General features: G+C 48.1%; 15 protein-coding genes. 8 read left to right on the forward strand and 7 right to left on the reverse strand.

Going from position 1 to position 14,073, the window contains the following annotated elements:
- Window positions 1-80: 80 nt before the first annotated feature.
- Window positions 81-1,115: a quinone-dependent dihydroorotate dehydrogenase gene (locus tag AC1DYT_RS11055; protein WP_477469665.1), complete on the reverse strand. Its 1,035-nt coding sequence runs from the start codon at window positions 1,113-1,115 to the stop codon at window positions 81-83.
- 94 nt (window positions 1,116-1,209) lie between these two features.
- Between AC1DYT_RS11055 and AC1DYT_RS11060 the strand changes: the two genes are divergently transcribed.
- The 8 genes from AC1DYT_RS11060 to AC1DYT_RS11095 all read left to right on the forward strand — a co-directional run bounded on the left by AC1DYT_RS11060 (window position 1,210) and on the right by AC1DYT_RS11095 (window position 8,900).
- Window positions 1,210-1,977 carry an SGNH/GDSL hydrolase family protein gene (locus tag AC1DYT_RS11060; RefSeq protein ID WP_477469666.1) on the forward strand — a complete coding sequence of 256 codons (768 nt, stop codon included), beginning with the start codon at window positions 1,210-1,212 and terminating at the stop codon, window positions 1,975-1,977.
- Window positions 1,978-2,071: 94 nt separating this feature from the next.
- Window positions 2,072-4,000, forward strand: coding sequence for a ribosomal protection-like ABC-F family protein (abc-f, locus tag AC1DYT_RS11065; protein ID WP_477469667.1), 1,929 nt, complete (start codon window positions 2,072-2,074; stop codon window positions 3,998-4,000).
- A gap of 312 nt (window positions 4,001-4,312) precedes the next feature.
- Window positions 4,313-4,705 carry a DUF5991 domain-containing protein gene (locus AC1DYT_RS11070; protein WP_477469668.1) on the forward strand — a complete coding sequence of 131 codons (393 nt, stop codon included), beginning with the start codon at window positions 4,313-4,315 and terminating at the stop codon, window positions 4,703-4,705.
- Between the two features lie 91 nt (window positions 4,706-4,796).
- Window positions 4,797-6,323, forward strand: coding sequence for a type IX secretion system plug protein (locus tag AC1DYT_RS11075; protein WP_477469669.1), 1,527 nt, complete (start codon window positions 4,797-4,799; stop codon window positions 6,321-6,323).
- A 221-nt stretch (window positions 6,324-6,544) separates the two neighbouring features.
- Window positions 6,545-7,069, forward strand: a complete 525-nt coding sequence (locus AC1DYT_RS11080; protein WP_477469670.1) for an acyl-CoA thioesterase — start codon at window positions 6,545-6,547, stop codon at window positions 7,067-7,069.
- A 51-nt stretch (window positions 7,070-7,120) separates the two neighbouring features.
- Window positions 7,121-7,990, forward strand: coding sequence for an aspartyl protease family protein (locus AC1DYT_RS11085; protein WP_477469671.1), 870 nt, complete (start codon window positions 7,121-7,123; stop codon window positions 7,988-7,990).
- A 41-nt stretch (window positions 7,991-8,031) separates the two neighbouring features.
- Window positions 8,032-8,559, forward strand: coding sequence for an O-acetyl-ADP-ribose deacetylase (locus AC1DYT_RS11090; RefSeq protein ID WP_477469672.1), 528 nt, complete (start codon window positions 8,032-8,034; stop codon window positions 8,557-8,559).
- Window positions 8,560-8,579: 20 nt separating this feature from the next.
- Window positions 8,580-8,900, forward strand: coding sequence for a hypothetical protein (locus tag AC1DYT_RS11095; RefSeq protein WP_477469673.1), 321 nt, complete (start codon window positions 8,580-8,582; stop codon window positions 8,898-8,900).
- Here AC1DYT_RS11095 and AC1DYT_RS11100 read toward each other — a convergent pair whose 3' ends face one another.
- From AC1DYT_RS11100 to holA, 6 genes are all read right to left on the reverse strand, one after another.
- Entirely contained in the window at window positions 8,901-9,974 is a 1,074-nt protein-coding gene (locus AC1DYT_RS11100) for a family 10 glycosylhydrolase (protein WP_477469674.1), read from the reverse strand.
- 1 nt (window position 9,975) lies between these two features.
- Window positions 9,976-11,103, reverse strand: coding sequence for a carbohydrate-binding family 9-like protein (locus tag AC1DYT_RS11105; RefSeq protein ID WP_477469675.1), 1,128 nt, complete (start codon window positions 11,101-11,103; stop codon window positions 9,976-9,978).
- Window positions 11,100-11,507 (reverse strand): EVE domain-containing protein, encoded by a 408-nt coding sequence (locus AC1DYT_RS11110; protein WP_477469676.1) that lies wholly within the window; start codon window positions 11,505-11,507, stop codon window positions 11,100-11,102. Before AC1DYT_RS11110 ends, AC1DYT_RS11105 begins: the two co-directional genes overlap by 4 nt.
- Window positions 11,508-11,580: 73 nt before the next feature.
- Window positions 11,581-11,772, reverse strand: a complete 192-nt coding sequence (locus AC1DYT_RS11115; RefSeq protein ID WP_477458554.1) for a hypothetical protein — start codon at window positions 11,770-11,772, stop codon at window positions 11,581-11,583.
- A 120-nt stretch (window positions 11,773-11,892) separates the two neighbouring features.
- Entirely contained in the window at window positions 11,893-13,023 is a 1,131-nt protein-coding gene (locus tag AC1DYT_RS11120) for an acyltransferase family protein (protein WP_477469677.1), read from the reverse strand.
- Window positions 13,024-13,045: 22 nt separating this feature from the next.
- Window positions 13,046-14,068 (reverse strand): DNA polymerase III subunit delta, encoded by a 1,023-nt coding sequence (holA, locus tag AC1DYT_RS11125; protein WP_477469678.1) that lies wholly within the window; start codon window positions 14,066-14,068, stop codon window positions 13,046-13,048.
- Between the last annotated feature and the right edge of the window lie 5 nt (window positions 14,069-14,073).

Here is a 14,073-nt window from a genome sequence, read left to right on the forward strand (position 1 = left end):
GAACCATGATTTGCTTGATTTTAAGATTACATGATTAGAGACGTGGAATATCACCCCTCTACAAAAATCGTGTCAATCCCTTAATCCTTCAATCGTGTCAATATACGATTGATCAACCCCGGCCCCTCATAAATAAACCCGGTGTACAACTGCACCAACACCGCGCCGGCTTGTAATTTCTCTACCGCATCCTCTGCCGAATGAATGCCGCCTACACCAATTATCGGAAACGAGCCGCCTGAAGCTTTATGCAAATAACTGATAACCTCGGTAGAACGTTTGGTCAACGGCTTGCCGCTTAAACCGCCGGTTTCGGTCTTAAACGGTGAAACCAAACCCTCGCGACTGATAGTGGTATTGGTAGCAATAATGCCCGCTATGCCCGTTTGCTTTACAATATCGGCAATATCATCCAACTGGGAATCGGTGAGATCCGGAGCTATCTTAAGGAGTATAGGCCTGCTGATGCCGTTTTTGCTATTGCGCTGCTGCAGCGTGTTCAGGATATGCATCAATGGTTCCTTTTCCTGCAAGGCACGCAGGCCTGGTGTATTGGGGGAGCTTACGTTCACCACAAAATAATCCACCACATCAAACAGCCGGTCGAAGCATTTGATGTAATCGCTTACGGCATCTTCGTTCGGAGTAACTTTATTTTTGCCGATGTTGCCGCCTATGATGAGGGCCGTTTCGCCCGGTTTAAGGCTTTTGCGGTAGGCGGCAATACGCTCCGCAGCTACATCTACTCCTAAATTATTAAAGCCCATCCGGTTGATAAGCGCTTCGTCTGCGGGCAGCCGAAACATGCGCGGCTTATCGTTACCGGGCTGGGGCAAGGGCGTAACTGTGCCTACTTCCACGAAGCCGAAGCCGAGGTTTCCCATCTCGGCAATGAGCTCGGCATTTTTATCGAAACCTGCCGCCAGGCCCACCGGGTTCTTGAATTTCAGGCCGAAGACTTCCCGCTCCAAACGTTTATCGTCCGAGGTCCATATAGCTTTGCTGATGGCGCTGCCGCCAGGAACTTTATTAAGACGCTTTAGGTTGCGGGTAACAAAGTAATGTATGTTTTCCGGGTCGAATTTGAACAGCAGGGGCTTAAGCAATTGATACATGCCGCGAATTTACCGTTTTTAATATTTAAGGGTTAACATCAGCCGGAAAATTGTAATTTAGTTGCTGTCCATTTATAACAGACACCTGCCAATAATGAAGAATTTCCTGCAAAACTCCCGCCGCAGTTTTATTAAAAGCGCCGCTATAGGCACCGTTGCCACCTTATCAATCCCACAAATCGTATCGGCCGCCGTTGGCACATCATCCGCGAAAAAAGTGGAGCTGAATGATGGCGACGTAATCCTTTTCCAGGGCGATTCTATCACCGATTGGGGACGCGACCATAAAGCCACCGAACCCAACACCAACAGTATGCTGGGCACGGGCTACACCACCTATGCTGCCGGCGAGCTATTATTTAAACATGCACAAAAGAACTTCAAAATATACAACCGCGGCGTAAGCGGCAACAAAGTTTACCAATTGGCCGAACGCTGGGAAGCCGACTGCCTGGCCCTTAAACCAAACGTAGTGAGCATCCACATCGGTGTAAACGATTTTTGGCACAGCCTTACCAACGGCTACAAAGGCACCATAGACACCTATATCGCTGATTATAAGGCCCTGTTGGAGCGTACCCAAAAAGCCCTGCCCGGCGTAAAATTCATCATCGGCGAACCATTTGCTCTAAAAGGAACCAAATTTGTAGACGACAAATGGTACCCTACGTTCCCGCTTTTCCAAAAAGCAGCGAAAGATTTAGCCGGGCAATTCGATGCGCCGTTGATACCGCTGCAAAAAATATTCGATAAGGCACTGGAAACCGGCTCTGCCAATTACTGGACGCTGGATGGCGTACACCCCAGCGTGGCAGGATCAAGATTGATGGCAGAGGGATGGTTGAGTACGGTTAGAGGGTAGCCCCCCGCCCCCTGAAGGGGGAGCTTTTTGGTCATCCTATCTTTTTCATACTCCCCCTTTAGGGGGTCGGGGGGTTTTCGTATCTTTGCGGCAAATGATCGCTATAAATAACCTTACGTTTGAGATTGGTGCCCGGGCGCTGTATGATGAAGCTAACTGGCATATAAAACCGGGAGAAAAAATTGGCCTTATAGGGGCCAATGGTACCGGTAAAACCACCCTCCTGAAGATAATCGTAGGCGATTACAAACCCACATCGGGTACGATATCGATGGCTAAGGACCTTACTATGGGTTACCTAAACCAGGATCTGCTCTCTTACTCATCCGACAAGAACATCGTTCACGTTGCAATGGAAGCCTTTGAGCGCCAGAACCAACTGCACGACGAGATTGAGGCCCTGCTGAAAAAACTGGAAACAGATTATACCGAGGACCTTTTACATAAGCTTAGCGATAAACAGCACGAATTTGAACTGCTGGATGGTTACAACATCGAATACAAAGCACACGAAATTTTGGCCGGTCTTGGTTTTAGCGAGGCAGAGTGCCAGCGTAAGCTAAGTACTTTTAGCGGGGGCTGGCGCATGCGTGTAATGCTTGCCAAGATACTGTTGCAGGCACCGGATATCCTCTTACTGGATGAGCCTACCAACCACTTGGACTTACCTTCCATCCAATGGCTGGAAGATTACCTAAAAGCCTTCAACGGCGCTATCATCATCGTATCGCACGATAGGTGGTTCCTGGATAAAGTTATTAACCGCACGGTAGAAAGCCGCAAGGGAAAGCTGAACGTTTACGCAGGCAACTACACTTTCTATCTGGAAGAAAAAGCCTTACGTGCCGAGATACAGCGTGGCGAGTTTAAAAACCAGCAATCAAAAATAAAGCAGGAGGAGCGCTTGATAGAGCGTTTCCGTGCGAAGGCCTCTAAGGCTAAGATGGCCCAGTCGCGTATAAAAATGCTGGATAAAATGGAGCGTGTTGATGACGTGGATGATGATAACCCGGAGGTTAACTTCAGCTTCCGTTTCAGCAAGCAAAGCGGCAGGCACGTGGTTACCATGGAACATATCACCAAAAAATACCCAACCATCGATATTTTGGATGATGCCGAAGCCATCATCGAAAAAGGTGATAAAATTGCCCTGATCGGCGCCAACGGTAAAGGTAAGTCTACCCTGCTGCGCATTGTTGCAGGGGCCGATACTGAGTTTGAGGGCACATCACAAACAGGCCATAACGTTACGCAAACCTTCTTTGCACAGCACCAGTTAGAGTCGTTGCACCTGGAGCACCAGATATTGCAGGAACTGCAGGCGTTCGCTCCAAAACATACCGATACCGAGCTGCGCTCGATATTAGGTTCGTTCCTGTTTACCGGCGATGATGTTTTCAAAAAGATAAAGGTGCTGTCGGGTGGCGAGAAATCGCGCGTGGCATTGGCCAAAGCACTTACTGCGGATGCTAACTTCCTGGTACTGGATGAGCCTACCAATCACCTGGATATGGCTTCGGTGAATATATTGATACAGGCACTGCAGCAGTATGAAGGTACGGTAATCGTGGTATCGCACGATAGGTACTTCCTGGATAATGTGGCGAATAAAATTTGGTTTATCGAAAATCAAAAGATAAAACAATACCCCGGCACCTACGCCGAGTACGACGTATGGAACGCCAAACGCATTTTGGAGCCGGTTGCAGCTACACCTGCTCCCCAGCCTAAAAAGGAAGAGAAGAAGGAATCTGCCCCGGTTAAACAACAGACCGGTGGCGATAACAAACACCAGCAGTTGAAAAAGCTTAACCAGGATTTGGCAAAGCTGGAGGATAACGTTGCATTGGTAGAAAAAGAAATAAAAGCCTTAGAGGCCCAACTGGCTGATAACGCCATTTTTAACCAGGCCGAAAAGTTGAAGCAGATAAACAACAGCTATCAGCTTAAAAAAATGGAGCTTGGCGGCCTGCAGCAAAAATGGGAAGCTCTTGCCGAGCAAATAATGGAGCTGGAAGCGTAAGCCCCCCAGCCCTGCCTACCGGCAGGCAGGCCGCTAAAGGGGGAGTTTTTGAAAAACTAATTCAATAAAACACTCTCATTGCCGTCCCATTTATGGGACGGTTTTGTTTGGTACCTGTTGGGCTTTAGCCGAACCGGTGCTCGGCGTTTGGCTAAAGCCGGTATTACTTTTCCAGGCTCTCCGTCGGTTAAAACCGACGGCAATGAAATAAAAACCTGCTGAAGTAAATTCCCGCCCCCGCGTTTTTGTGCTATTATTGTGATAATGAAAAAAGCGCTTTGTTTGCTAATTTTTCCACTGCTAATCCTGGGTATGGCATTCAAGGAGCAACCTAAATCAGTTTCATGGGAGGGTAAGTACGTATACAATGAGGAACCTTTAAAAGCAATTGCGGATTACTCGATGGTGATGGAATGGCAGTTAATTGTTAAAAAAGCGGGGGCCACGGCTTACACCGGTATTTTAGATGTTAACGGGCAGCAAACTTTCCTTAAACTGCTCACGGATATTAAGGTGAACGGGAATTCTATTACCATCGTTTACAACAAAACGTTGGATGGAACAGATTACGGAGCTTATAAACGCGGGCAAGCATTGTTTATCCTCGAAAATATCCACGGAAAATTAATTACAAAGTGGGCGAAACTTACACCCATCCTGCCCGAAAAATTTCCGCCAACTTGCTCGTGTTTTGTGAAGAAATAAAAACAGGCGACTTACATTTGATATTCAATACACGCCGCCGCCTGCCGAAATAATTCCCTACCGCGCGCGTTTTTGTGCTATTATTGTGATAATGAAAAAAGCGTTGCCCGTTTCGCCGTTGGCTTTGTCGCCAATAGCCACCTCGTCCTTGCGAGCGATAGCGTGGCAATCATCGGCACGCAAAGCCGCACTGCAAGCCTATCAGTGTCTCGAAAGATCGCCTTTGTTCCCCTCTCGAGAGGGGGCGCGTGGGCTTGTGTGGTGGCAGGGGTGTGTTCGCCGCTGTGCAAACCTCGCGAAGCATTGTGGAGAGTACACACCCCTCCGCCCCTCTCAAGAGGGGAATCGCACATGCCCCCGCTTTTCAACCCTCCTTGTAGTCCTTTGTCTCTTCATCCAAAGCACCGCCTTCGCCCAATCCCCCTACGGCAATAACATCTTCCACCCCGAAATAAAAAGCGTTGAGTTTTATAAAGTAGATAAACAAGCGGCAGCCTTCCCGGTAATTTCGCTAAACAGCGACGAAAAAGTAACATTAGGCTTCGACGACCTTAGCGGTGGTAGCCGCAACTTCTCGTACACTATAGAGCATTGCGATGCAAACTGGAAATCGTCCAACCTCTCCCCTGCCGAATACCTGCAAACTTTTATGGACGACAGGCTTTTCAACTACACCTACTCATCGGCCACGTTCCAAAAATACACGCATTACGAACTCACCTTGCCCAATCAAAACATCGCACCAAAAATAGCAGGTAATTATGTTTTGAAGATTTACGAAGATGGCGACCCGACTAAACTGATACTCACCCGCCGCATGTATGTGCTTAACAGCCGCGTTGGGGTTGGGGGCACTATCACTTCATCTAACAACGTTTTGGCGAGGCGCAGCAATCAAAAATTGAATTTTACGGTGGATTATGGCGGCCTCAACGTACAGAACCCCAACCGCGATATCCGCGTGCTGGTAATGCAAAACGCCCGGCCCGAAACCGGCAGGATGAACACCGTGCCTACCTACATCCGCGGCACGCAGCTGGTGTATAACGATGTAAACATTAACGATTTTACCGGCGGCAACGAATTCAGGCATTTTGATACGCGCTCGTTAAAACTCAACTCGGAGCGTATTGCCAGGATATATCGCGACACCGCCAACACCGTAATGCTGCTGGGCGACCCGAACCGCAACCTGCCCAATTACACCTTGCTTTACGATAACGACGGCAAATACTACATCATTAATCAGGATGGCCGCGATGCACGCACGGATGCCGATTACGCGCATGTTTATTTCAATGTGGGCACCAATAAATCCGAAGTGGAGGGCACGCCGTATATCATTGGTCAGTTTAATGATTTTAAGATAAACGAGCAAAGCCGTATGCAGTTTGATGCCCGCGGCCGCTTCTACACCGACCTGCTGCTGAAACAAGGCGTTTACGATTATATGTACGTGTGGGTAAACAACACCACCAAACAACCCGATTACGCCGCCCTGGAGGGCACTTATTTCGAAACTGAGAACGAGTACCAGTTACTGGTTTACGCCCGCCCCGCAGGTGCCCGCTGGGAGGAGCTGGTGGGCTATAGTTTGTTAAGGACGGTGAGGCCTTAGCGCTGTCTTTTACCACAAAGAGTTCAAAGGATTTGCGAGTTTGTTAGCACAAAGAAACACAAAGGCAAAGTTCCCATTTTTAACGTCCCTTTAACTTGAATCAGTTTTTAATCTTTGTGTTCTTAGTGCTTTTACCTCTGTGTTCTTTGTGGTAAAATTGCCCCATCAGCCTGCACACAGCCCACCGAAAACTGCCAACTGAAATATCTATCTTTGCAATTATGACTGGAAAAGCGCCTAAAGAATCATTCACTATTATGAACGAATTGGTATTGCCCAACGATACCAACACCCTCAATAATTTAATGGGCGGGCGCCTGCTGCATTGGATGGATATAGCGGCTGCCATATCTGCACAAAAGCATTGCAACCGCGTGGTGGTAACCGCATCGGTAGATAATGTTTCCTTCCACCACCCCATCAAACTGGGCGATGTAATCACCATCGAAGCCCGGGTTACGCGTGCTTTCACCACCTCTGTAGAGGTGCGGATGGACGTGTATGCCGAGAATATCCCACAGGGCACCCGCCATAAAAGCAACGAAGCCTATTACACCTTTGTAGCCCTGGACAAGGATGGCGGCAAGGTAAATGTCCCCGCCCTGCTACCCGTAACCGAAGACGAGATAGAACTTTATGACGGTGCGCTCCGCCGCCGCCAGTTAAGGCTGATACTGGGCGGTAAGATGAAACCGGATGACGCTACGGAGTTGAAGGCTTTGTTTTTTGCCGCGCAGAAAAAGTAATTATTGCCCATGTAACTTTCCACCCTCCCATCCATCCAACTAAAAACACGGATGATGAGAAATATTTGCCTGCTTGCCTTTACCATAGTTTTGCTTTGCTGCAATTCCGCATCGGCGCAAAATAAACTGCAATTCTCTATCCCGTTTACTTTGGTAGATAACCGCCCGTTTATTGAGGTGAAGATTCACAATAAAACCCTGCACTTTATATTGGATTGCGGCGCAACGGACGTAATAGATGTGACTACGGCCCGCGCCCTGCATCTTAAACTGATGAACGAAAGCACCACCAGCGGCGCAGGGGCCAAACGCGCATCGAGCTGGGAAACTACTGTAGATACTACGCGCATCGGTAAGTCTACAATCATAAATGGCGATTTCAATGTGGTGGACCTGTCGGAAATCAAGAACAAATTGCACCTACCCTATCTGGATGGCGCCATCGGCTATAACTTCATGAAAGATTATGCGGTCCAGTTCGACTATCCCAACCGAACCATCAATTTTTATAATTCATACGCCGGCACAAGTGGCATTCCTTTCAGCATGTATTACCATATCCCCAGGATAAAAGCTGCTATCGACGGCAAACCCGCCACCCTCATCATGGATACGGGTGACCGCACCGCGCTCACGGTATTTAACCATTATGCCGAAAGTACAGGCATCAAAAATCGCTACCCATTATCTGATACTACAATTACCGGCTATGGCATTGGCGGCCCCATTTACGCGCGAACGTTTACTTTAAAGCAGATCGGCATCGGGAACAAACAAATAGCCAATGTAGCCTCCCGCATCCCCATGGCAAAAACAGGTGGCTTTGCTGATAACAGTATAGATGGCAGCATTGGCGGCGGCATTTTGAAGCAATATAAATTCACCATAGATTATAAGCGAAATTTGCTTTATTTGGAGTAAAATCTCACGCAAACGGTTGCGTTTGATAGCCGTTATAATTTATGGATGCAAGGATAAAATTACAGCAGGGCGATATTACTAAATTGGCCATCGATGCCATCGTAAACGCGGCCAACAGCAGCCTGATGGGCGGCGGTGGCGTGGATGGCGCCATACATCGCGCCGGCGGCAAGCAAATACTGGAAGAGTGTATAAAGATTGTGGACAGACAGGGCCGCTGTAAAACAGGCAAGGCGGTCATCACCTCGGGCGGTAACCTACCCGCTAAATATGTTATCCATACCGTTGGCCCGGTTTACAACGGCGGGAAGAACGTAGCTAAAGAGGAGGAACAACTGGCCAACTGCTACACCAACAGCCTTAACCTGGCTTTGGATAATGGCATCAAAACCATTGCTTTCCCCAACATCAGTACCGGCGTATATCGTTTCCCCAAACAGCTGGCCGCAGAAATAGCCACCGAAACAGTGGATAAATTCCTGGCGGATAACCAAGGGATAGATGAAGTGATCTTCATCTGCTTCGACGATGAAAATTTAGGTATCTATAAAAATTTATTACATTTATAGTAACCTGAATCAACCTCGTTATGAAAAGATTATTTGTTGTTTTTGCCCTTTTGCTGTTCATTTTCGCGTCATGCAGTAGTACTAAAAAGCTGGCTGGCGCAAGCGCCGTGCAGGATGGCAAATCCTTCGAAACCGCCATTATCATCACCGAAACGCACGAACGCCAGGGCGTAGATGCCGAATATGCGTGGATAAAAGTAAAATACCCCGGTGCCAAAACACAGGGGCAGGCGCTAAGCAGCCACGATAAAAAACCTTACGACATCATCCATATCGTCACCGCCGAAGGTACCAAACTGGATGTCTATTTCGATATCTCGAGTTTTTTCGGGAAACTTTAGCTATGCTCGTTTACTATTGGCAATCTCGCCTTTCAAGGCATCCAATACGCCCCGCGTAACGTTGCCGAAGAAAGATATACCCGCCGCGCCGTTCTTAAGCGCATTTTGGATACCGGTCTTCACTTCGTCATCGTTCTTAAAATCGGGCAGATACACGCCTGCATAAATTGGGAATTTGCCTGCTAAAAAGTGTACGCCTTCGGCCACTGCATCGCCTATCCAGCCTACGCCTTCTTTGTAAAAGCCATGGTAAATCATGGGGCAGATTCCATCGAGGTTCCAATTCGTCCAGTCCTGCCTTACGTTGCGGCGGGCAATCTCCGGCGTGGGGAACACGGCCGCGGTAATCTGTTTTTTATTGCGATGTGCAATATCTGCAATGCTATTTACCACGCGCGTGATGTTTCCGTACCTGAACAAGCGCCAGGATAAGCTGGCATCGGGGTATTGTACCTGGTCGATATCGTAGTTGTATTTCTCTTTAAATTTGGCCTTGCATACGTTGCAATAGCAAAAGTCATACTCGGGGAGTTCGTGGGTTTGGTCGAGCTTGTAGTGGTCCCACAGGTTTACTGGTAAAATTACGTCGCAATAGCGCACATAATCCAGATGGATGCCGTCTACATAATCCAAGGCTAAAATATCGGTAACAGTCTTTTCCAGATATTCCTGCACCTCGGGGCGCGATGGGCACAGCCAGCGATAATAATTCACATAGGGCGGCTTATCCGCGCAGGAATCGCCTTTGCGGCTCACGCTGTACCACTCGGGGTGCTGGCTCACCAGTTCGGCGCGGTTGAAGGTCCATATCCAGCGGTGCGTTTCAAGCCCCTGCGCCTTTGCCGCACGGAAATGCCGCTCGCTATCCGCCTCGAAGAATATCCCGGTAATGCCTGCGGCTTTATAGGCGGCGTAGCGGGCCGGCAGTTCCTCGTCGGTATCTTTGGTGTTTGGGTTGGTCCATACCCAATTTTTCATGCCTTTTTTCTTTTTGCTTGCGGCAAAGCTTCCTAAAGGCAACTGCGCTGCGGCGGCAGTGAGCATGCCCACTTTTAAAAATTCCCGTTTATTCATTTTATTTAGCAGTTTCTTGTTGTACCAAACCGTCCTGATCTATTGTATAAGCAGCTTTATTGCTACCGCCGCTTATACGGGCAATAAAAGTTCGCCCCCTGGCTTCCAGGCTTAAGGCATTGACGCCCCCCGCCACCTTAACCGCGCCATCCAGTTGCAAATCGGCAAGCGTTGGCGCGTAGTTACCCCTGGCCTTCAGCCATTCTTTCTGCTTATAATATACCAGCCAAAGGTATTTTTTCTGCAATTCGGCGTCGGGCATTTTAAACTTAGCAGCTTTCTTCCCCTTGCTAAAGAGCAGGTAACCCCAGCGCTCGGGGCAATGCATATTGATAACGCCTTGCGGGCTCCACACCCAATTGCGCTCGGGCAGGGTGCGACCGGTGCTGTCTTTTAATTTACGGTAATCGCCATTCACTATTTCGGTATCGTACTGCACGCGCGAAAAATTGATGCGCCACATGGAACCGTTGCCCGGCTTGATTTGCTGCGCCGTGGCATTCAAGGCCTTAAAAGGGATGGCCATTTCCACCGTCCAGCCGGTATCTTGGTCAGAAGGGTTGTTTAGTGTTCCCTGAATCTGCACCGCCGAGCGTATACCCGCTGCATTCCAACTGATAACGGGCTTGCCGCCGTTACGGTAAGGTTTTGTCAGCAATAAATCGAATATGGTGTTGTAAGCGTTTACCTCCACCTCGTAATATTGGTGCATGGTGTTCAAAGGATCTATAAACAGCTCGAAATCGTTGTTGAGGTAAATGATATCGTCGTGCTTTTTAAGGGTGGCCCACACATGCGGATCGCGTATGCGGGCGGCTATGTACAGGCAGCTATCATCCCAAAGCATCTTCAGGTTGGTTTGCAAAAATGGCTTCGGCTTCAGGTCGCCTTCTATGTCTACAAAATCGGTAGTCCAGGCGGCTTGTTGCCATTCGGCTTGGCCTATGTTGCCATCAATCACAGGTGCTTTATTCACATGTTTTACCACATAATGGGCGGGCACGGTAAATAAGTTAGCAAACCGGGCAAAAGCATCCTGCGCCTTAGCAAATTGCGGCATGGTGAACAGGCAAGCTGCTACAAGTGATTTGATTAATGATTTGGAGGTATGGGCAGTCTGATGCTTCATTTTTCGGCCAGCTCCAGTATGCGGTCGAACTCTTCGCGTTTAAGGCCCATTACCGATAACCGGCCCTGGCGCACCAGGCCTACATCTTTCAATGGTTCGTCGGCTTTTATTTCTTCGAGGGTTACGGGGCGTTTAAGGCTCTCTACGGGTTCAAGGTCAACCACTACCCAGTTCGGGTCTTCTGTGGTGGGGTCCTGGTAGGCCTCTTTTGCTACGCGGGCTATGCCTACGATTTCTTTGCCCTCGTTGCTGTGGTACCACATTACCAAGTCGCCGGTGGCCATGGCCCTGAGATTGTTACGCGCCTGGTAATTGCGCACGCCATCCCAAAAGGTGCGGCCTTCCTGATTGAACTTATCCCAACTGTATTTAAATGGTTCCGATTTTACGAGCCAGTACTGCATATCGTAGAAGTATTATGCAGTAAAAATGCTAAAAAGGCCCGATAAACGGAAATGCGAACGACCTTAAAAACCCTTATTTCAGGTCTTTTTTGATAAACTTATGATATAAGTATTCGGCGTACCCCACGCTGAAATAATCGGGGAATTTCCAGTTGGGGTAATACTGCCGCTTGATGTATTTAAGGATACTGAAAAATATTACGCCTAATATCAGCAACGCTGCAAGCGAAAATAAAATTATGATGATGGTAACTCCTGCGCTCATGACTACTGCTATGATGATTTGTCTAATATAATATTTATTCTTTGTACGAATAAACAAAAAAGTAGTTGCATAATAATGCAGGAATTTTGCTTATTACTTACATCCTTCGTACAGTAGCTATCAAAGCAGTTCAGCTGATGCTTTTTTACGGTTTTTGATGATGCGATAACCCAGCCGTTGCATGGGCACCTCTATCAGGTTATAGGTTATAGATGATACCGCAATTGCCAGCAGAGCCACTACAAGGTACCGCAGTGCGAAATTGGCCAGCGCGCCGGGCAGGTTGGTGGCAGCAAAATAGTCTACGTGGTTATATTTTCCAAGCCAATAAAATACCGCAAAATGGCACAGGTACACGCTATAGCTTACCTTGCCTATGTAGATGAGTACCGGGTTTACCATAAACTTAAACTCCTTTTTGCTCAGGGCAATAGCCAGTACAAAAAAAGCAATGGTACACAATATGTTAGTCGGCAGTATAACCACCCCTAAAATATTCATAAGCAAGGTGATTGCCATCGCCAAAATAACTGCCGGGCTAACCTTAAGTTTATAGCCATCGTTTATTACGAAATAGTATAATATCCCCAGGGCAAAAACAGGCATTTGGGCCGGCAAATAAAGGCGGGTGTACTCCAGCAGTATATCATCATGCCCAACAACATATTTCCGCAGGGCAAAATCAAGCAGGTACCTCAAATAAAGCGTTATCAGGAAAAAGCAGGCGGCTTTTTGCGTGCTGTTTATCAGGCGGAACAGCAGCGGCAGCAACGCATAAAACAGCACCTCGTTGGCAACGGACCAGCCGCCGGGCACCAGGGTATTCATCCACCAGTAATGAAAGCCATGCAACAATGTAAAATGCGAAATAATATTCCCCGCCGTGTATGCCTGCAAGCTATTGCCCAGGTGGCCGCCGGTATCTTGCCACAGGTAATATATAATGGCCACGTAAAACATGGGAGCAATCCTAAAAAAGCGGCGCAGGTAAAAATCACTCAACGGCTCATGCTGCGCCCTTGCGCGCGCGTGCATAGAATGCATTAGTGTATAAGCGCTCACAAAGTAAAACAGGGCCACGCCGCTGCTGCCGTTCAGTATGACGTATTTTACGAATGTAGTTAAATGCTGATTATTGCCGTTTTGCCCGCAATGTACCATTATCACCCCCAAAATGGCCAGACCACGCAGTGCATCTACATATTTCAGCTTCAGTGGGTCGGGTGCTGCGTCCGGTTTTGCTTCGGTCATATTTACCAATTGGTGTAGGTGATTAATGCAATATCTTAAACATCAGTTCTTTCATCAGCCCGCCGGGGCCGGTGTTAGATTCTACCCCTTTGCTCTTGAGGTCGTACTCGCGCAGGTAGCTAATCACCTGGAAGGTTTTGCCGAGGTTGTAGCCACGGGCCGCCTGTTCATAGTCTTTTAAGAAATAGGGGTTTACGCCAAGCTCGCGTGCAAGGTTCTGCGGCGATTTATCTTTTACGTAATGATAGGCCAGCACCTTGCTGAAAAAGTTATTGAGGTTGCCTAAAACCAGTACTATGGGGTTGGCTTTGGGGTTGGCCTCAAAGTAGTTTACAATTTGGTTCACCTTATAGGCATCCTTTTTGGTGAGTGCCGCCTGCAGCTCGAATACGTTATACTCCTTACTGATGCCGATGTTATCGTGGATGTGCTTCAGGGTAATCTCGTCGCCGGCGGCGATGTTCAGCATCAGCTTATCCAGTTCATTGGCTATTTTAGATAGGTCGTTGCCCAGGTATTCTGCCAGCATGGCCGAAGCCTGCGTGTTGATGCGGTATTTCCTATCCGCAATGTAACCCTCTATCCAGCCTGGTATCTTGTTATCATACAAAGCAGCCGATTCGAATATCAGCCCCTTTTTATCGATAGCTTTATAAGTCTTCTTGCGTTTGTCGAATTTGCCGTATTTGTAGCAAAAAACCAATATGGTGCTTGGCAGCGGGTTTTCCAGGTAGGCCAGCAAGGGGTTGATGCTTTTCTTGTCATCGTCGTCGCGGCCCCATTTCATATCCTGGGCCTCTTTCACCATCACCACCTGGTAATCGCTCATCATGGGGTAACGTTTGGCGGCGTTGATAGCCGTCATCACGTCGGTATCCTTGCCGTATAATACGGTTTGGTTAAAACCTTTCTCTCCATCAGATAGCACATGATGCTCGATGTAGTTGCTCACCAGATCTATAAAATACGGCTCCTCGCCGTGCAGCAAGTACAGGGGTTTAAATTTGCGGGCCTTAAGGTCTTTTATAATTTCGGGAGCAGTCATGCTAA

It is taken from the genome of Mucilaginibacter sp. P1_D10 (assembly GCF_056406215.1).